Below are 19,165 nucleotides of genomic sequence, written 5' to 3'. Positions count from 1 at the left end.
GGCAACACTTCGGCAACGACTGCCGCTATTTGTTCCTGCGCCGCGGCTTTCTGCGCCACGGCACGCGGATTCCGACCGACGACGAGGGTTTATCCTGCTGTTATCCGTAACAAACAGCAGGTTATGATGGCCTATGACCTCACTGGCCGAGAACCTGCCGCGCAACATCGCGCTTGCCTACGAGCGCCACGGGCGTTGGCTGCCGGCCGTGGGCAAAGTGCTGTTCGCGCTGCTGCTGGCGCGATTGCTGGCGCAGTTCATCTGGCTGTGGGTGCCAGTGCCCGAGGCCAGCGCCTGGAAACCGGCGCCGCCCGCGGTCAGCACCGCCAATACTCCGACGGCCAACGCCGGCCCGAACGCCGAGCTGGTCGCCGGCGCGCACCTGTTCGGCGACTACCAGGCGCCAGCCGATCCGCAACTCGACCAGATGGACAAGGCGCCGGACACGCGGCTGAGCCTGAACCTGCTGGGCATACTCGCTGCCGACCGCGACAAGGAATCGCGCGCGCTGATCGGCACCCAGGACGGCGAAGAGAAACCCTATTCGGTAGGCGACGACGTCGTCCGCGGCGTCAACCTGCAGGCGATCTTCCCCGACCGCGTGATCCTGTCGCGCAACGGCCAGCTCGAGACGCTGCGCCTGGACAAGGACCGCCCCGGCACCTCGCTGGCCGGGGCCGGCGCCGCGCCGGCACTGGCGCAGCCCGGCAATACCGATACCGCAGCGATGCTCGGCAACATCCGCGACCAGCTGCTCGCCGATCCGAGCAAGGCCTCTGATTACCTGCGCATCCAGCCGGCCAACATCAACGGCCAGCAGCGCGGTTATCGTATCTATCCGGGCCGTGACCGCTCGGTGTTCAACGGCGCCGGGTTACGGCCTGGCGATCTGGTGACATCGGTCAACGGCGTGCAGCTGGACGATCCGTCGCGCGCGCTGCAGATGCTCGGCGACCTGAGCACCGCGAACACGCTGAATCTGACCGTGGAGCGCGGCGGCTCGCAGCAGGCGATCACCGTCAACCTGCTGGGTGGTCACTAGCGGTCGGCACACCGTTTTTTGATATTGCGCGCAACGTTCTGACGTTGTTCTTATTTTAATTATCTTGCATCGTTTCCGGGGTCGGTCGAAGCTCACATGACGCCTTCCATTGTTACGCGCCGCGCTCGCGTCGCCGTGCTGTTCCTGCTGGGGTCTATGTGCGCCGCACTGCCGGCCTGGGCGCAGGTGACCTTGAACCTGAAGGACGCCGACATCAGCACGCTGATCGCAACGGTTTCCGAAGTCACCGGCAAGAATTTCATCGTCGACCCGCGCGTCAAGGGCAAGGTCACGGTGGTGTCGTCGAGCCCGATGGACGCCTCCGGCGTCTACGAGACCTTCCTCGCGGTGCTGCAGGTGCAGGGCTTTGCGGCGATCCCGGCCGGCGAGTCGATCAAGATCGTGCCCGAGACCAATGCGCGCCAGGACGGCGGCGGCTACAACTCCAGCGGCGCGGGCCTGGCGATCGACGAGGTCGTGACCCACGTCTACAACATCCAGAACGTGTCGGCCGCGCAGCTGGTGCCGATCCTGCGGCCGCTGGTGCCGCAGTGGGGCCACCTCGCCGCCTACGCGCCGTCGAACATGCTGATCATCTCCGACCGCGCCGCCAACGTCGTGCGCCTGGAAAAGCTGATCCGCCAGATTGACCAGAGCAGCGACCGCGACATCGAGCTGGTGCACCTGAAGAACGCCGGCGCCGCCGATATGGTCCGCACCTTGACCGCGCTGACCCAGGGCGACAAGAACCAGGACCCGAGCGTCAAGCCGGCGATCGTGCTCGCCGACGAGCGCAGCAACAGCGTCATGGTCGGCGGCGACAAGTCCGACCGCCAGAAGATGCTCGACATCATCCGTCAGCTCGATGTTGAAGTCGGCGAAGGCGGCGCGACCCAGGTCGTGTACCTGAACTACGGCAGCGCCGAAAACCTCGCGCCGATCCTGGAAGGCTATGCGCAGCAGGTCGCGGCCGAAGGCAAGCCCGGCGGCGCCACCGCCGCGGCACCGACTGCCAGCTCCGGCAGCGTCACCGGCGCCAAAGTGCTTGCCGACAAGGAAACCAATGCGCTGATCGTCACCGCGCCGCCCAAGACCATGCGCCTGATCCGCGACGTGATCGCGCAGCTCGACGTGCGCCGCTCGCAGGTGCTGGTCGACGGCATCATCGCCGAAGTCTCGGCCGACAAATCCAGCCAGCTCGGCGTCGACTGGGCGGTGTACAACGGCAACAAGGTTGCCGCCGCCGGCATCCTCAACCCGACTACCCTGAGCGCGATCTCCGGCGCCGCCTCGGCCAGCAGCACCGCGGAAGCGCTGGCCGGCGCCGTCAGCCAGGGCATCAACATCGGCGGCGGCGCGATCAGCAGCGGCGGCACCACGTTCGCGCTGCTGCTGAAAGCGCTCAAGGGCGACGGCAATACCAACGTGCTGTCGCAGCCCTCGCTGACTACGCTAGACAACCAGGAGGCCGAATTCTCGGTGGGCCAGGAAGTGCCGTTCCTGACCGGCTCGTACAGCAATACCGGCACCAGCAGCAGCAGCGGCTCGGTCAATCCGTTCCAGACCATCGAACGCAAGGACGTGGGCCTGACGCTCGGCATCACGCCGCAGATCAACCAGGGCAATACGATCAAGCTGAAGCTGAAACTGGAGATTTCCAGCCTGGCCGCGAACTCCACGTCCGCTGTCGATCTGGTGACCAACAAGCGCACCCTGAGCAACACCGTCACGGTCGAAGACGGCCAGATCCTGGTGCTCGGCGGCCTGATCGACGACTCGCTCAACGACAGCCGCAGCGGTGTGCCCTTCATCAGCGACATTCCGCTGATCGGCTCGCTGTTCAAGTACCGCTCGGTGCAGCGCACCAAGCGCAACCTGATGGTGTTCATCCGCCCGGCGATCGTGCGCACCCAGGCCGAGGGCGATTACTACACGCGGCGCAAGTACGACTCGGCGCGCGAAGCACAGTTGAACGGCACCGCCGGCTCGATCCCGCTGATCGGCGGCACGCGTCCGGTGATGCAGGGCTGGGACAAGGCGACGCTGGATCACATGCCGGCCAGCGTGCCGCCTCCGGGCGCCCTGCCCGGCGCCGCGGCGCCGTCGATACCCGATACAGCACCCCTGGCGCCGGGCGCCGCGGTGCCGCTGCTGCCGGAGCGCGAGGAAACCATCGTCACGCCGCGCCGCGACCAGTAGCCGCGCGCCATGGAAGCCATGTTGCGCCGCCCGCCGTTCGCTTTCGCCAAGCGCCACGGACTGATCGTCTCCGAAGATCTCGGCGACCATGTGCTGGTCGCCGCGCGCCCCGGCGCGCAGATCGAGGCGCTGCAGGAAACGCGGCGCTTCGTCGGCCGCCCGGTGCGCTTGAAGAACGTCAGCGTCGTCGAATTCGACGCGCTGCTGTCGCGCACCTACGAAGGCCAGACCGCGGCCACCGCGAGCCTGATGGAAGGGCTCAACGACGAGGAAGGCGCGGATCTGGACGCGATCGCGCACGCGCTGCAGGAGAACCAGGACCTGCTGGAATCCAACGACGACGCGCCGGTGATCAAGTTCATCAACGGCCTGCTGGTCGAGGCGATCAAGGAAAACGCCTCGGACATCCACGTCGAAACCTTCGAGAACCGGCTGACCGTGCGCTTTCGCGTCGACGGCGTGCTGCGCGAGATCATGTCGCCGCCGCGCGCGTTGGCGCCGCGCCTGGTGTCGCGCATCAAGGTCATGGCCAAGCTCGACATCGCCGAAAAGCGCCTGCCGCAGGACGGCCGCATCAGCCGCGCTTTCGGTGGCCGCAAGGTCGACGTGCGCGTGTCGACGATCCCGACCGGCGTCAACGCCGAGCGCGTGGTGATGCGTATTCTCGACAAGCAGGCCGACCGGCTGGATCTGGAACACCTGGGTATCGACGCCGGCCAGATCGAAATGCTGCGCCGTATCATCTTCAAACCCTACGGCATCATGCTGGTCACCGGCCCGACCGGCTCGGGCAAAACCACGACGCTGTATTCGGCGCTGAGCGTGTTGAACGACCGCAGCCGCAATATCATGACGGTCGAGGATCCGATCGAGTACTACATCGACGGCGTCGGCCAATCGCAGGTCAACACCAAGGTCGAAATGACGTTTGCGCGCGGCCTGCGCGCGATCCTGCGTCAGGATCCGGACGTCGTGATGATCGGCGAAATCCGCGATCTGGAAACCGCGGAAATCGCAGTGCAGGCGTCGCAGACCGGTCACCTGGTGTTGTCGACGCTGCATACGAACACGGCGGTCGGCGCCGTCACGCGTCTGCGCGACATGGGCGTCGAGCCTTATCAGCTGAGTTCGTCGCTGGTCGGCCTGATGGCGCAGCGCCTGGTGCGTACGCTGTGCAAACACTGCAAGCAGCCTTACGAAGCCAGCGTCACCGAGAAGGAACAGCTCGCCGTCGCGATCGACGAGCCGCTGACGCTGTACAAGCCGGTCGGCTGCCCGCTGTGCCGGCACATGGGCTTCCTCGGCCGCAGCGGCATACACGAAATCATCGAAATGGATCGCACGCTGGAAACGATGATCCACGACGGCAGCAGCGAGCAGAAGCTCGAGGATTACGCGCGCAGCCGCGGCCCCGGCATTCTTCAATCCGGCCGCTGGAAAATCATCGCCGGTCATACGACGCTGCGCGAAGTGCTGCGCGTGACGGTCGAGGAATAAGCGCCGCACGATGCCCGCTTACGAGTACAGCGCACTCAACGCCAAGGGTCGCCAGGAAAAAGGCCTGATCGAAGGCGACAGCCCGCGCCAGGCGCGCCAGTCGCTACGCGATCGCGGCCTGACAGTGATGGCGATCGAGCAGGTCTCCGACAAGGCCGCGGCGCAGCAGTCTTCGGTATTCAACAACCGCGGCAGCATCAGCAGCACCGAGCTGTCGCTGTTCACGCGCCAGCTCGCGACCCTGGTGCGCTCGGGTTTGCCGCTCGACGAATCGCTCGCCGCGGTTTCGCAGCAGAGCGAATCCAAGCGCGTCAAACGCATCGCGCTCGGCGTGCGCAGCGGCGTGCTCGAAGGCAGCACGCTGGCGCTCGCCCTGAACCAGTTTCCGAACGCGTTTCCGCCGCTGTTTCGTGCCACGGTGGAAGCCGGCGAGCAGTCCGGCAAGCTCGACAACATTCTCGAGCGCCTCGCCGAATACGTCGAAAAACGCCAGGTGATGCGCAACAAGGTGATGCTCGCCGCGGTGTATCCGGCGATCCTGACCCTGGTCGCGATCGGCGTCGTCGTGCTGCTGCTGACCTACGTCGTGCCGCAGGTCGTCGGCGTGTATTCGGACATCAAGGCCGAGTTGCCGGCGCTGACCACCGGCCTGATCGCGGTCAGCAATTTCCTGCGCAATTACGGCATTTTTCTCGCGATCGGCCTGTTCATCGGCGGCATCGTGTTCAATCGCATGATGCGCAACGACGCGTTCAAGCGAAAAATGCATCTGCGCCAGCTCGGCCTGCCGCTGATCGGCAGGCTGACGCGCGGCGCCAACACCGGCCGCTTCACGCGCACGCTCGGCATCCTGTTCGGCAGCGGCGTGCCGATCCTGGAAGCGATGCGCATCGGCACGCAGGTGGTCACCAACCTGCCGATGCGCGAGGCGATCGAAGTCGCGGCGCGCAAGGTGCGCGAAGGCGGCAGCCTGTATCGCTCGCTGGCCGAGAGCAAGCTGTTCCCGCCGATCACGGTGCACCTGATCGCCAGCGGCGAATCCTCGGGCAAACTCGACGAAATGCTCGACCGCGCCGCCGAGAATCAGGAGCGCGAAGTCGAGACCCTGGTCGCGGCGATGATGGGCATTTTCGAGCCGGTGCTGATCCTGGCAATGGGCGGCATCGTGCTGGTCATCGTGCTCGCGATCCTGCTGCCGATCTTCGATCTGAACCAGCTGGTCAAGTAGCCCGGGTGCAACCCGGGGTTTACGACGTTGGCAATCCCGATGCCGCGAGCAGGCTGCTGATCCGCGTCGGCACGTCCTTTTCGATTTCCTTCAACGCCACTTCCAGCGCATTGCCGAAGGACAGCGCGTCGGCACTGCCGTGGGATTTGATGACGATGCCCTGAAGGCCGACGAAGCTGGCGCCGTTGTAGTTGCGCGGATCGATGCGCCTGGCCAGCGCTTTCAGCGCCGGCATGGCGGCCGCAGCGCCGGCGCGGGTCAGCATGTTGCGATCGAATTCCTCACGCATGAACTGGCGGATCAGCTTGGCCACGCCTTCGCCGGTTTTCAGCGCGACGTTGCCGGCAAAACCGTCGCAGACGACGACATCGAGATCGGAGAAGAACACGCCGTCGCCTTCGACGAAACCGACGTAGTTGATCGTCGACTTCTGCAGCAGCGCCGCGGCGCTGCGTATCGTGTCGCTGCCCTTGATCGATTCGGTGCCGATGTTGAGCAGCGCCACGCGAGGCCGCTCGACGCCGTTGACCGCGGTGACCAGGGCCGAGCCCATCACTGCGAACTGCACCAGCTGCTCGGGCGTGCATTCGGCGTTGGCGCCCAGATCGAGCATGTGCACGTGCCGCAGTACCGCCGGCAGCGCCGAAACGATCGCGGGGCGGTCGATGCCAGGCAGGGTTTTCAGCACGAAACGCGCGGTCGCCATCAGCGCGCCGGTGTTGCCGGCGGACACTGCGGCTCTCGCCTGCCCGGTCTTGACCAGGTCGATGGCGACGCGCATGGAGGAGTCTTTTTTGTGCCGCAGCGCTTTGGACGGCGACTCGTCCATGGCCACGACTTCGCCGGCGTGACGCAGGCTCAGGCGTTTGCCCGGCTGCCAGCGCGTATCCAGCAACGCGGCGCGCAGGCGAACCTGATCACCGACCAGCACGATATGCAGCTTTTTATGCTGCTCCAGGCACGACAAAGCGGCGGGCACGGTCACCGATAGACCGTGATCGCCGCTCATGGCGTCTACAGCGAGGACGACGGGCGCGGCCATTTATGGATGCGCGCCGTCAGCGAGGATTATTCCTCGGTGGATTCCGGCGCGGCCTTGTCGATCACCTTGCGGCCACGGTAGTAGCCGTCGGCCGTGACGTGGTGACGCAGATGCGTTTCGCCCGAGGTCGGATCGACCGACAGCGTCGGCGCCGACAGCGCGTCGTGGGAACGACGGTGGCCGCGGTAGGAACGGGACTTCTTGGATTTTGCGACTGCCATGACGACTTCCTTCGGGGCCTGTGTACGCCCGTAAAATTACTTCAGCTCTTCTTCAATTGCGCAAACGGATTGGGCCTCTCGGCTTTGGCCGCGGGCGCCGGCTCCGGCGCATCCGCCTTCGCCTGCTCGCATTGCTGACAGCGCGGCAACATCGGCAGCGCCAGCAGTACTTCATCCTCGACGACGTCTGCAACCACCAGACGATCATCCTCGACCTGGTAAGGGTCGGCTTCCTCTAAAACCTGCTGCGCCTCGGCGTCGTTGCGGACCAGCCGCAGATCGATGTTCGCATCCAGCGGCCAGGCAAAGACTTTTTCGCAGCGGCTGCATTCCAGCTCCAGGCTGCCGTGCAACTCACCGCGGAGCCAGTTGCCGCCGCGATCACGCGCCAGACCCAAGGTGACCTGCAGGGCTTGCGACGGCGCCGCCAGTTCGAGCCTGAGCCGCGGCAGTTGCTGCGGATCGATCTCGCCGACGTGCTGCTCGGGTCTAGCAAGGCCTTGGCTGACCTTTATGTACTGTGGGAGTGCCATAAGCGGATTCACCAGGGGCGCGGATGATAGAGTTCGTCCCCCACATTGTCAAAGCTTTCCTCACCAATGGAACCGTCGTCGGACCCGTCTCCGCCAGCCCCACAGACCCGCTCGGAAAACCCGGTCGTGATCAGCCCCGCCACGCCGCTGATCCTGGCGTCGACCTCGAAGTACCGGGCCGGGCTGCTGGCGCGCCTGCAGCTGCCGTTCACCGTTGAGGTGCCCGGGGTCGACGAGGCCGACCAGCCCGGCGAATTGCCCGAAAGCCGGGCGCGGCGCCTGGCCACCGACAAGGCCGTCGCCGTCGCCACGCGCCTGCCCGGCCACTGGGTGCTGGGCTCGGACCAGGTCGCGTTCTGCGACGACGAGATTCTGCACAAGCCCGGCTCGCCCGAGGCCAATGTCGAACAGCTGCTGAGCCTGAGCGGCCGCGAGGTGCACTTCGCCACCGCGCTGTGCCTGACCACGGCCGGCGGCATCGAGCATCTGGGCCTGGAAATGACCGTGGTGCGCTTCCGTCAGCTCGACCGCGCCGCGGTCACGCGTTACGTCGCGCTGGAGCCGGCCGATGATTGCGCCGGCGGCTTCAAGGTCGAAGGCCTCGGCATCAGCCTGTTCGACGCGGTGGAGTCGCGCGACCCGACCGCACTGATCGGCCTGCCGCTGATCGCGCTGTGCCGGATGCTGGAGAAAGCCGGCCTAGCGGTGCCCTAGCCATAGCGGCAGCTGCGCCGCGTATTCCAGCACCGCCTCGGCGCCGGCCTGGCGCAGCCGGCTGTCGTCATGCACGCCGCAGATCACGCCGACCATCGGCATCCCCAGCGCCGCTGCCATGTGCGCGTCGTACTCGGTGTCACCGACCATCAGCGCGCTGGAAGCCGGCACATCGAGTTCCTGCAGCAGCTCCTTCAGCATCAGCGGATCGGGCTTGGACGCGGTCTCGTCCGCGGTGCGGGTCGAGATCATCAGGTCGCGCACTTCAGCGTGATGCGCCAGCGAGCGGTTCAGGCCGGCGCGCGATTTGCCGGTGGCCACGGCCAGCCGATAGCCCTCGGAATGCAGCTTGCGCAGGCCTTCGAGGGCGCCGGCGAACAGCGGCGCCTCCGGCGGCAGATTGCCCAGATAGGCCGCGCGATAGCTGGCGAGCAGGCTCATCACATCGTCGGGCTTGAGCTCCGGAAACAGCCGGTACAGCACGTCGTGCATCCCTAAGCCGATCAGGTCGCGGATTTCGTGATCCGTGCGCTGCGGCAGCTTCAGCGCGGCGATCGCGGCCTGCATCGAGCTCACGATCTGCGCCGCGGAGTCCGCCAGCGTGCCGTCCCAGTCGAAAATCAACAGCTCGAATCTTTTTTTCATACGTTTTAGGTCTCGCGCCAACCCCGTTCATCCCGAGTAGCCGCAGCGCGGCGCATCGAGGGACGCCTGCGAGGTCGGTCCGCTCCCTCGATACGCGGGCACGGCCCGCTACTCGGGACGAACGGAGGGCGGTTGTATCTGCGTGAAAAAACTAGCGCCGCTCGGCCGCCGGCAAGGTCCCCAGAAAATCCCGCAGCTCGTCCGGCATCGCCGCCGACACGATCAGCTTCGGGAAATCCTCGTCGGCCGCCAGCTTCAAAAAGTGCGAATGCAGGAACATGCGCTTCAGACCGCGCTCGCGCAGCGGCTTGTGGATCTCGCGCTCGCCGTATTTGCGGTCGCCGGCGACCGGATGGCCCAGCGCCAGCGAGTGCACGCGAATCTGGTGGGTACGGCCTGAAAAGATCTCGACTTCGCACAGCGTCGCGTCCTTGTAACGCGCCTGCGGCGTAAACAGGCTGCGCGAAGGCTTGCCGTCTTCTTCGTCCAGTTCGGTAAAGCCCTCGCCGTTTTCGGCGCGGGTTTTCAGCAGCGCGGCATCGACCTCGCGTGCCTCGCCTTTCCAGCGGCCGACCAGCAGCGCGAAATAGCGTTTGTCGGCATGGCCATGCTGGAACGCGCGCTGAGCCCGCAGCAGCGCGGCACGGGTCTTGGCCAGCAGCAGCACGCCGCTGGTGTCGCGGTCCAGGCGATGGCAAAGCTCGATGAACTCGTAGGCCTCCCAGGCGCGGACCGCTTCGATCACGCCGTAAGCCAGGCCGCTGCCGCCGTGCGAGGCATAGCCGGCCGGCTTGTTGAGCGCCAGATAGTGAGCATCTTCGTGGACGATGCTGTCTTTTAGCCGCTGAAGCACCTCGTCCGGCGGCCGCACCAGCTCGCCTTTCTCGGCCACGCGGACCGGCGGGATACGAACCTCGTCGCCTTCTTCCAGCTTGCGCTCGGGCTTGGCCCGGCCGCCGTTGATGCGCACCTGGCCGGATCGCACAAGCCGGTAGACATGCGACTTGGGCACACCAGGCAGCTGTTTTATAAGAAAATTGTCGATTCTTTGACCCGCGTCCTGGGCGCCGGCGCGAACATAGCGGACTTGCGGCTTGACTTGTGGCAAAATATTACAACTCCGTGCTTTAAAGCCGGAGCCTCTCGCCCGGCGGCGGTTTTAAACTGCACGCCAGGGGGACCGTCAAGGATCGGGCCGCCGCGCCGGCTCGCGCTAAGTCTAGCAGCGCCACGACCGATCCCGCCGGAATGTAAGTTTAGAGAGTATTTCAGCCTGCTCGCATGTAGGGATAACGATCCTCGGCGTAGCAGATTCCAATGTCATTACAACGCTCCCGCAACAGACGGGCTACAGAAGCGCGCCGGAGACTCCCACCATGAGCAACGTGCGCCAGAAAATCACCCGTGTCGCGGTCGAGCGCTCCAACCAAGACCGCCTTAATGAAAAGAATCCTGATCAATGCCACCCAGCGCGAGGAATTGCGCGTGGCCATCGTCGATGGGCAAAAGCTTTTTGACCTCGACATCGAACTCGCCAGCCGGGAACAGAAAAAATCCAATATCTACAAGGGCAAAATCACCCGCGTAGAACCTAGCCTCGAAGCCTGCTTCGTCGAATATGGCTCGGAGCGCCACGGCTTCCTGCCGCTGAAGGAAATCGCCAAGAGTTACTTCAAGCAGCCCAGCGGCAACATCCGCGAACTGGTCAGCGAAGGCCAGGAGCTGATCGTCCAGGTCGAGAAAGAGGAGCGCGGCAACAAGGGCGCGGCCCTGACCACGTTCATCAGCCTCGCCGGCCGCTATCTGGTGCTGATGCCGAACAACCCGAAAGCCGGCGGCGTGTCGCGCCGCGCCGAGGGCGAGGACCGCGAAGAAGCCAAGGCCGCGCTCGAACAACTCGAGATCCCCGACAGCATGGGCGTGATCGTGCGCTCCAACGGCGTCGGCCGCACCGCCGAAGAGCTGCAGTGGGACGCCAACTACCTGATCGAGATCTGGACCGCGATCGAGAAGGCATCGAGCGAGCGTAGCGGCGCGTTCCTGATCTACCAGGAAAACAACATCATCCTGCGCGCGCTGCGCGACTACCTGCGCCCGGACATCGGCGAAGTGGTGATCGACAACGCCGAAATCTACGAGCAGGCGCGTCAGCACATGGAACATGTGATGCCGCAGAACCTGCCGCGCCTGAAGCTCTACGCCGAGGAAGTGCCGCTGTTCTCGCGCTACCAGATCGAGAGCCAGATCGAGCTCGCCCACGAGCGCACCGTGCGCCTGCCTTCGGGCGGCTCCATCGTCATCGACCACGGCGAAGCACTGACCGCGATCGACATCAACTCCGCCAAGTCCACCGGCGGCGGCAGCATCGAGGACACCGCGCTCAACACCAATCTTGAAGCGGCCGATGAAATCGCGCGCCAGCTGCGCCTGCGCGATCTCGGCGGCCTGGTCGTGATCGATTTCATCGACATGAACAGCTCCAAGAACCAGAAGGACGTCGAACGTCGCCTGGAAAAAGCCTGCGAAATCGACCGCGCGCGCATCCAGCTCGGCCGCCTGTCGCGCTTTGGCCTGATGGAGATGTCGCGCCAGCGCCTGCGTCCGTCCCTGGGCGAACACACCCAGATCACCTGCCCGCGCTGCGAAGGCCGCGGCCAGATACGCAGCGTCGAGTCGCTGTCGCTGTCGATCCTGCGCCTGATCGAAGAAGAGGCGATGAAGGACCGCACCGGCCGCGTGATCGCCCAGGTTCCGGTCGATGTCGGCACCTTCCTGCTCAACGAAAAGCGCGCGATCGTGCGCGAGATCGAAGCACGCTGCCGCGTCAGCATCTCGCTGGTGCCGAACGCGACGATGCACTCGCCGCATTACGAAATCCGCCGCATCCGCGCCGACCACCTGCAGCAGGACGACAACGCCGCCCCCAGCCACCTGCTGGCCCGCAACCTGGACGCCAAGGCGCTGGAAGAGTCGAGCACGCCGCGCCCGATCGCGCGCCCGGTCGAGGCCGCGGTCAAGCAGATCGTGCCGTCGGCACCCGCACCGGCACCGGTCGCGGCCGCTCCGGCACCGATCCCGGTGATGCAGCCGGTGGTCGTGGTCCAGGGCGAAAGCCTGTGGACCCGGATCCTGCGCCTGTTCGGCCTGAGCCCGAAGACCGCCGAACCGGTGGTGGTGGCGCCGGCCCAGCGCAGCAGCCAGTCCGGCCAGCGCTCGGGCAGCAGCAGCAACAACAACCAGCGCCGCGACAACAGCCGCGGCGGTCGGCCGAACGACTCGCGTCGTGATGGCGGCAACCGTGACCAGAACCGCAACGACGGTGGCCGCGATCAGCAGCCGCGGCGCGACGGTGGCAACGGCCAGCAGCAGCCGCGCAACCCGAACGGCGGCGGCAATAATCCGCCGCGCCAGCCGCAGCAGCCCCAGCAACCGCGCCGTGACGGCGGCCGTCCGCAACAGCAGCCGCAGCAACAGCGCGCTGCGACGGTGATCGTCGAATCTGCCGACGAGGCCGCGCAGACCGCCGCGCCGCGCGCGCAGAATCCGCAGCAGCAGGGCGCTCCGCGCACCGGCGCGCCGGGTGAAGAAGAGCGCAGCGGCCGCAGCCGCCGCGGCCGTCGTGGCCGCAACCGCGGCGAGCGCCGTCCGCAGGAAGAAAACGCTGATGGCCATGACGTCAGCCGCGATTCGCTGCCGGCCGATCTGGCTGCCGCGCTGACGCCGGCCGCCGCCGCTGCGGTCACCGTGACCCTGCTCAACAGCGGCGACTCGGTCGACGCACCGGTGCCGACGCCGATGGAGCCGCCGGCCGGCACCGTGCCGAGCTTCATCCCGGCCGCAATCGACGGCCAGGGCGCCGCGCAACCGCCGGTCAACGCCGCGGTCGCGCAGGCATTTGCGCCGGACACGGTGCGCTACTCGCGCGTCGAGTCGCGCTTCCCGGTGATCGACCCGATCGCCGAACTGCACGCCCCCGTCGAGGCGCCAGTGGAAGCACAGGCCGAAGTGACGGCCGCCGAGGTCGAGACGCTGACCGAGGCCGTCGCGCATGCGCCGGTCGCGTCCGAAGCGCCGGAACTGAAAGTACAGCAGGAACTGTTGATCGAGCCGGCGCCGGTGCTTGCTGTCGAGCAAGCGGCGGCCGCGCCGATGGAAGTTGCCGCGGCCGAGCAGGCGGCCATTGCCGCCGCGCCGGAAGCAGACGCGGCTGTGCCGTTCGAAGCGACGGTGGAGCCCGTCGTCGCCGAAGCGGCGCCGGTGATCGAGCCGCAGGCCGAGACCTGGGCCGAACCGCTGCAGGTTTCCGCGCTGGAAATGTCATCGGAATCCTTCCCGACTCCGCCGCCGGCCGAGCCTGAGCTGGCCGTGGAAGCGCCGGCCGAAGCGGCGCCGGTTGCGCAAGCCGCGGCCGAGCCTGTCGTCGAAACCGCCGCCGAACCGGCCGCGGCACCGGCGGAAGCGCCCAAGCCCGCTGCGCCGCGCTTCATCCAGGTCGAGACCGCGCAAGCCGACAAGCCGGCTTCGGAACAGGAAAAGCAGCAACACTCTTAACGAGTGGCAGGAAAAAAGCCCGCCGGATCTCGACGATCCGGCGGGTTTTTTTTCGATCCCGGCTTGCAGCCGGTCAGCCCGCTCAGCGCCGCGACAGCGCCGCGCTGACGAAGGCCAGATCCTCTTCGGTATCGACGCCGCGCGGCGGCGGGTTGTCGGTGAAGCCGAGCTTGATGCGCAGGCCATTGGCCAGCGCACGCAACTGCTCCAGCGCTTCGCAGTCTTCCAGCGGCGCCGGCGGCAACGCGCTGAATTCGGCGAGACGTCCCGTGCGATACGCGTACAGGCCGATATGGCGGAACGCCAGGCCCTCGGGCAGCAGCGGCTTGTCGCGCGTGGCGCCATCACGCTTCCATGGAATCGGCGCGCGCGAAAAATACAGCGCGTAACCGCGACGATCGCCCACCACTTTCACCACGTTGGGATTGAGGAATTCCTCGACCGAATGCAGCGGATGCGCCAGCGTTGCCAGATCGGCGATCGGATCCTCCGCCAGCAGCGCGGCCGCCTGGCGCAGCAGCGCCGGCGGCATCAGCGGCTCGTCGCCTTGCAGGTTGACGACGATAACGTCGTCGGCCCAGCCTTCCATGCGCGCGACTTCGTTGACTCGGTCGGTGCCCGAATTGTGGCTGGACGAGGTCATGCGCACTTCGCCGCCGAATTCGCGCGCGGCCGCCGCGACTTTCTCGTCGTCGGTCGCGATCAGCACCTGCTCGGCGCCACTGGCGCGCGCCGCGTCCCAGACATGCGCGATCACCGGCCGCCCATGCAATGCGCGTAGCACCTTTCCCGGCAAGCGCGTCGAACCCAGGCGCGCCGGAATCACCACCTTGAATTTCAGCGGCGGCTTCATCACGCCGTTCATGCGAGTTCCTCGTCGGCCAGCGTGCGCGCCTCTTCCTCCAGCATCACCGGAATGCCATCGCGCACCGGATAGGCCAGGCGCGAGGCACGGCACCACAGCTCCTGCTGATCGGCGTGCCACTCCAGCGGTGCTTTGGTCACCGGGCACACCAGAATGTCGAGCAGACGTTTGTCCATACTTAAGTCACCGTGTTCCTGTTGGTTGCCGCTTCAAGGCCGCGCAGGATTCTCGCACACGCGCCTCGTCGGCCGGCGACAGCACCGCCGACACGGGTAGCGCCCACCAGTTTTTTTCAGCGAAGTGGCGACATTTGACCGCGTCCTTCTCGGTCATCAGCAGCGGCAGGCCGTCACTAAATGCCAACTCCTCGCGACGATAGCGATGATGATCGGCAAACGCATGGCGCCGCACTTTCAGACCGGCCGACTCAAGACTCGCAAAGAAGCGCTCGGGATTGCCGATGCCAGCGATCGCATGCACCGTTTTGCCGGCGAAATCCGCGAGCACACACTGCGAAGCGTCGAGCAGATTGCGTGGTTGATCCGCCTGCAGATCGAAGCGTGCCGAATGCGCGCCACCATCGAAACCGGCGCCGTTGACGATCACCCAATCGACCTCACGCAGACGCGATGGCAACTCGCGCAAGGGCCCGGCCGGCAGCAGCGCGCCATTGCCGAGACCGCGCGCGCCGTCGACGACGCAGAACTCGAGCTGCCGCGGCAGACGATAGTGCTGCAGGCCGTCGTCGGCGATCAGCACGTCGACTTCGCCGCTGGCGATCAGCGACTGCGCCGCGACAACGCGATCGGGATCGACGGCGAGCGGCGCGCCGCTGCGCAGCGCGATCAGCAGCGGCTCGTCACCGCACAAGGCGGCATCGGTATCCGTGGTCACGCGCAGCGGATACTGCGCCGCGTTGCCGCCGTAACCGCGCGAAATCACGCCGGGACGAAAACCCCATTCACGCAGGCGCGCGACCAGCCAGATCACGAACGGCGTCTTGCCGGTGCCGCCGACGCTGATGTTGCCGACGATGATCACCGGCAGCGCGAGAGGCTGGCGCGATGCTTCGAGCTTGTGGCGACGCGATTGCGCGACGTGTCCGTACAGCGCCGCCAGCGGCCGCAACGGCAGCGGCGGGGCCTGCGTTTGCGAATACCAGCGGCGCTGTAGCCAGGACTTCATCACTCGCGCGCGCACCAGGGCCTGTTAGCACCAATACGATCGCTGCGCGAACACCAAAGGAGGCGCAGCGCAAAGATCGACCGACGCGGTGTACCGAACGTACACCAGGAGGGAGAGACGCCGCGATGCGTCTCCTTTGGCGCTCGCCCGAAGGGTTGTCGCCCAATAGGCGGCCATACCGCGTTGCTCGTCGTCACCATAGTCACCACTATGCCTCCTCCTCGCGCCTTGTCTGGCCGCCTATTGGGCGACAACGCAGCGATCGTATTGGTGCTAACCGGCCCGATCGGCGCCGACGGGTTCCTCGAACTGCATGCGATACAGCGAGGCGTAGATGCCTCCACGCGCGAGCAGTTCGTCGTGACGTCCCTGCTCCACCGCGCGGCCGTCCTGCATGACGACGATGCGATCGGCGCGCTGCACTGTCGACAGCCGATGCGCGATCACCAGCGTGGTGCGGCCGACCACCAGGCGCTCCAGCGCCGCCTGGATCAGGCGCTCGGATTCGGTGTCGAGGGCCGAGGTGGCTTCGTCGAGAATCAGGATCGGCGCGTTCTTCAAAAGTGCACGAGCGATCGCCAGGCGCTGTCGCTGGCCACCGGACAAGGTCGTGCCGTTCTGGCCGATCATCGTGTTCAGGCCCTGGGGCAGTTTCTGGATGAATTCCCAGGCATTCGCGGCTTTCGCCGCCTCGATCAGCTGCGCTTCCGGCGGCAGCTGGTCGAAGCCGTAGGCGATGTTTTCGGCGACGCTGGCATTGAACAGCCGCACCTGCTGATCGACCAGCGCGATCTGCGCGCGCAGGCTTTTGACCGGGTACTCACGCAGGTCGTGGCCGTCGATCAGCACCGCACCGCCGTCGACATCGTAGAAGCGCGGAATCAGCGACAGCAGCGTCGACTTGCCGGAACCGGAGCGGCCGACGAAGGCAACCGTCTGGCCCGGCGCGATATCCACCGACACGCCTTTCAGCGCATCCGGCAGCTCGTCGCGATAGCGGAAATGCACGTCGCGGAATTCGATTGCACCAATGGCACGCTGCAACTCCCGCGTGCCGCCGAGAGGTTCGGATTCCTCGCCCATCAGGTTGAAAATGTCGCCGGCCGCGGCGATGCCGCGCTGCACTCTTTCGTTGACGTTGCCCAGATTTTTCATCGGGTTCATCAGCGCCAGCATCGAGCCGACGAAGGAGACGAAGGTACCCGGCGTGATTTCGGCAAGCCGTTCGGGCTGTGTCGCGAAGTAGACGATGCCGGCCACCGCCCAGGCGGCGATGAACTGGATCAGCGCTTCGCTGCCGCTGCGCGTGGCGACGATTTTCAGCTGCAGATAACGCTGCCTGTCGTTGACCACGTCGAACGCACGTCGCTCGAAATCCTGCGCGCTGTGAATCTTGACGATGCGCTGGCCGGAGACACTTTCCTCGGCCGCCTGCGCGACCTGGCCCATGTTCTCCTGGATGCGCTTGGAGACTTTGCGGAAGCGCTTGCTGACATAGCGCACGATGGTCGCGATGATCGGCGCGACCACCATGCAGAACAGCGCCAGCCGCCAGTTCAGATAGAACAGCCAGCCGATCAGGCCGATCACGGTCAGGCCGTCCTTGATCACCACGGTCAAGGCGTTGCTCGCGGCCTCGGCCACCTGCTCGACGTGGAAGGTGAGCTTCGCCACCAGCTGCGCCGAGCTGATGCGATCGTAGAAACGCACCGGCATGCGCAGCATGTGTTCGAACAGCTCGCCGCGCAGCTGCTTGACCACGCTGCGCGCGATCCACGACATGCCGTAGGTCGAGCTGAAACCGGCGACGCCGCGCATCACGAACAGGCCGACGATCGCCCAGGGCAGCCAGCGGATCGTCTGCGGATCCGGGGTCACGAACGTCTTGTCCAGCAGCGGCCGCATCAGGCTCATGAAGCTGACTTCGGTCGCCGCGGTCAGCGCCATGCCGAGCGCGGCCAGCGCGAATACTTTCCAGTGGCCGGCGGTGTAGCCGAGCAGCCGCTTGTACACGGCCCAGGGGGTCATGTCGGCGACGGGATCGAGCAAGGGATTGGCGGGCGGGATTTCGGACATCGGGCGAATGTTAGCGTGATTGGGCGTGTAAGCTCACTTCCCGCCCCGCCACCGGTGTCGAGCATGGCCAGAACGCTGTTCGAAAAAATCATCGCCAAGGAAATCCCGGCGAGTTTTCTGTACGAAGACGAGCTCTGCGTCGCGATCCGCGACATCAACCCGCAGGCGCCGCTGCATGCGCTGATCATCCCGCGCCAGATGATCGCGCAGCTGTCGCATGCCAAGACCGAGGACCAGGCGCTGCTCGGCCACCTGATGCTGGTGGCGAACAGGATCGCCGCCGATGCCGGCTACGGCAACGCGTTCCGCCTGGTGGTCAACAACGGCGCCGAAGCCGGCCAGAGCGTGTTCCATATCCACGTGCACGTGCTCGGCGGCCGACCGCTGAGCTGGCCGCCGGGCTGAGCGCGTCATGGCTTTGAAAGACCAATTCCTGCACAACCCACGCTGCAGCAAGTCGCGCGAAGCCCTGCAGCTGTTGCAGGACAAGGGCGTCGAGTTGCCGGTGGTCGAATACCTGAAAAAGCCGCTGAAACAGGCCGAACTACGCGAGCTGTGCTGGCTGCTCGACGTGCCGCCGTCGGCGATCGTGCGCACCGGCGAGGCGCTGTTCAAACAGCTCAAGCTCAAGCCCAGGGGCATCAGCGACGACCAGTGGTTCGACATCCTCGCCGAACATCCGCTGCTGATGGAGCGGCCGATCGCGGTGTATCGCGGCCGGGCGGTGATCGGGCGCCCACCGGAGAATGTGCTGGGTTTGCTGTAAGGCTGTCACCCCACTCCGTTCGTCCCGAGTAGCCGCTTGCGGCGTATCGAGGGACACGACCGATCCGGTGCCTCGATACGCCCGCAAAGAGCGCGGGCTACTCGGGACGAACGGGGCTTGGGCCTCACCATCTTCTACCGCTACGGCATCGCCTCGAAAGCCTGCCGCAGCTGCTCGACGCGAGCACGGTTGCTGCCGCGGTCGTCGTAGGAGAAGCGCGAGATCGAACGCACGTCGACGCGGCCGCTGGGCAGCATCAGCAGCTCAAGATCGTCGCGCAGCTTGAGTTCCGGCGTCACGAACACCGCGTGAATATAGCCCTCTTTCTCGTCCTCGATCGTGCCGCCCATGCGCTCGACGACTTCATGCAGCATCACGTAGTTCGCCGCGGAATCGCCGCTGTAGCCGAGCGCGGCGACGCGGTGCATGTCGTCGGTGGCCAGCGAGGACACGCAGCTCGGGCGCTTCGGGCAGCCGCCGAAATGGCCGGCGTTGATGTAAAGATGTCCGGGCGGCGTCAAGGTGCGGTACGCACCGAAGCCGAATCCGGCAAGGGCCAGCAACAGCAGGCCGACGATCAGTCGCTTGAACATGCTTTTTT

Annotated in this window: 18 protein-coding genes; 8 read left to right on the top strand and 10 right to left on the bottom strand. The window is 65.9% G+C overall.

Annotation, left to right across the window (positions count from 1 at the left end; all coding sequences use genetic code 11):
* Window positions 1-133 precede the first annotated feature (133 nt).
* From gspC to gspF, 4 genes are all read left to right on the top strand, one after another.
* Window positions 134-1,042 carry a type II secretion system protein GspC gene (gspC, locus tag ACQZF9_RS05300; RefSeq protein WP_428312217.1) on the top strand — a complete coding sequence of 303 codons (909 nt, stop codon included), beginning with the start codon at window positions 134-136 and terminating at the stop codon, window positions 1,040-1,042.
* Window positions 1,043-1,138: 96 nt separating this feature from the next.
* Window positions 1,139-3,241 carry a type II secretion system secretin GspD gene (gspD, locus tag ACQZF9_RS05295; protein WP_428312216.1) on the top strand — a complete coding sequence of 701 codons (2,103 nt, stop codon included), beginning with the start codon at window positions 1,139-1,141 and terminating at the stop codon, window positions 3,239-3,241.
* Between the two features lie 9 nt (window positions 3,242-3,250).
* A complete protein-coding gene (gspE, locus tag ACQZF9_RS05290) occupies window positions 3,251-4,738 on the top strand; it encodes a type II secretion system ATPase GspE (RefSeq protein WP_428312215.1) in 1,488 nt (495 codons plus the stop codon).
* A 10-nt stretch (window positions 4,739-4,748) separates the two neighbouring features.
* On the top strand, window positions 4,749-5,966 hold the full coding sequence (gene gspF / locus ACQZF9_RS05285) for a type II secretion system inner membrane protein GspF (protein WP_428312214.1): 1,218 nt from the start codon (window positions 4,749-4,751) through the stop codon (window positions 5,964-5,966).
* A gap of 19 nt (window positions 5,967-5,985) precedes the next feature.
* Here the strand turns inward: gspF and plsX are convergent, their stop codons facing one another.
* Genes plsX through ACQZF9_RS05270 form a run of 3 tightly spaced genes read right to left on the bottom strand, consistent with a single transcriptional unit; the run spans window position 5,986 to window position 7,762 of the window.
* Entirely contained in the window at window positions 5,986-7,008 is a 1,023-nt protein-coding gene (gene plsX / locus ACQZF9_RS05280) for a phosphate acyltransferase PlsX (protein ID WP_428312213.1), read from the bottom strand.
* A gap of 26 nt (window positions 7,009-7,034) precedes the next feature.
* On the bottom strand, window positions 7,035-7,229 hold the full coding sequence (gene rpmF / locus ACQZF9_RS05275) for a 50S ribosomal protein L32 (protein ID WP_428312212.1): 195 nt from the start codon (window positions 7,227-7,229) through the stop codon (window positions 7,035-7,037).
* A 41-nt stretch (window positions 7,230-7,270) separates the two neighbouring features.
* On the bottom strand, window positions 7,271-7,762 hold the full coding sequence (locus ACQZF9_RS05270) for a YceD family protein (RefSeq protein WP_428312211.1): 492 nt from the start codon (window positions 7,760-7,762) through the stop codon (window positions 7,271-7,273).
* Window positions 7,763-7,888: 126 nt separating this feature from the next.
* Here ACQZF9_RS05270 and ACQZF9_RS05265 point away from each other — a divergent pair, with 126 nt between their 5' ends.
* Complete coding sequence (locus tag ACQZF9_RS05265) at window positions 7,889-8,476, top strand: Maf family protein (RefSeq protein WP_428312210.1); 588 nt, start codon at window positions 7,889-7,891, stop codon at window positions 8,474-8,476.
* On the opposite strand, the gene ACQZF9_RS05260 is transcribed toward ACQZF9_RS05265, so the two are convergent.
* On the bottom strand, window positions 8,462-9,121 hold the full coding sequence (locus tag ACQZF9_RS05260) for an HAD-IA family hydrolase (protein WP_428312209.1): 660 nt from the start codon (window positions 9,119-9,121) through the stop codon (window positions 8,462-8,464). The two genes, ACQZF9_RS05265 and ACQZF9_RS05260, sit on opposite strands and share 15 nt — an antisense overlap.
* Window positions 9,122-9,272: 151 nt before the next feature.
* A complete protein-coding gene (locus tag ACQZF9_RS05255) occupies window positions 9,273-10,229 on the bottom strand; it encodes an RluA family pseudouridine synthase (RefSeq protein WP_428312208.1) in 957 nt (318 codons plus the stop codon).
* 332 nt (window positions 10,230-10,561) lie between these two features.
* On the opposite strand from ACQZF9_RS05255, the gene ACQZF9_RS05250 reads away from it, so the two are divergent.
* On the top strand, window positions 10,562-13,672 hold the full coding sequence (locus ACQZF9_RS05250; RefSeq protein ID WP_428312207.1) for an Rne/Rng family ribonuclease: 3,111 nt from the start codon (window positions 10,562-10,564) through the stop codon (window positions 13,670-13,672).
* Window positions 13,673-13,754: 82 nt separating this feature from the next.
* On the opposite strand, the gene kdsB is transcribed toward ACQZF9_RS05250, so the two are convergent.
* From kdsB to msbA, 4 genes are all read right to left on the bottom strand, one after another.
* A complete protein-coding gene (gene kdsB, locus ACQZF9_RS05245; protein WP_428312206.1) occupies window positions 13,755-14,537 on the bottom strand; it encodes a 3-deoxy-manno-octulosonate cytidylyltransferase in 783 nt (260 codons plus the stop codon).
* A complete protein-coding gene (locus ACQZF9_RS05240) occupies window positions 14,534-14,713 on the bottom strand; it encodes a Trm112 family protein (RefSeq protein WP_428312205.1) in 180 nt (59 codons plus the stop codon). Before ACQZF9_RS05240 ends, kdsB begins: the two co-directional genes overlap by 4 nt.
* A gap of 7 nt (window positions 14,714-14,720) precedes the next feature.
* Window positions 14,721-15,722: a tetraacyldisaccharide 4'-kinase gene (gene lpxK / locus ACQZF9_RS05235; RefSeq protein ID WP_428312204.1), complete on the bottom strand. Its 1,002-nt coding sequence runs from the start codon at window positions 15,720-15,722 to the stop codon at window positions 14,721-14,723.
* 273 nt (window positions 15,723-15,995) lie between these two features.
* Entirely contained in the window at window positions 15,996-17,798 is a 1,803-nt protein-coding gene (gene msbA / locus ACQZF9_RS05230) for a lipid A export permease/ATP-binding protein MsbA (RefSeq protein WP_428312203.1), read from the bottom strand.
* A 63-nt stretch (window positions 17,799-17,861) separates the two neighbouring features.
* On the opposite strand from msbA, the gene ACQZF9_RS05225 reads away from it, so the two are divergent.
* Window positions 17,862-18,203, top strand: a complete 342-nt coding sequence (locus tag ACQZF9_RS05225; protein ID WP_428312202.1) for a histidine triad nucleotide-binding protein — start codon at window positions 17,862-17,864, stop codon at window positions 18,201-18,203.
* A gap of 7 nt (window positions 18,204-18,210) precedes the next feature.
* Window positions 18,211-18,564, top strand: a complete 354-nt coding sequence (gene arsC / locus ACQZF9_RS05220; protein WP_428312201.1) for an arsenate reductase (glutaredoxin) — start codon at window positions 18,211-18,213, stop codon at window positions 18,562-18,564.
* Between the two features lie 140 nt (window positions 18,565-18,704).
* On the opposite strand, the gene ACQZF9_RS05215 is transcribed toward arsC, so the two are convergent.
* A complete protein-coding gene (locus ACQZF9_RS05215; RefSeq protein WP_428312200.1) occupies window positions 18,705-19,157 on the bottom strand; it encodes a DUF1499 domain-containing protein in 453 nt (150 codons plus the stop codon).
* Between the last annotated feature and the right edge of the window lie 8 nt (window positions 19,158-19,165).

This window comes from Hydrocarboniphaga sp. (assembly GCF_965279055.1).
Taxonomy (GTDB): Bacteria; Pseudomonadota; Gammaproteobacteria; order Nevskiales; family Nevskiaceae; genus Hydrocarboniphaga.
The sequence above is the reverse complement of the archived record's forward strand: the minus strand, read 5'-3'. Positions and strand labels throughout refer to the sequence as shown.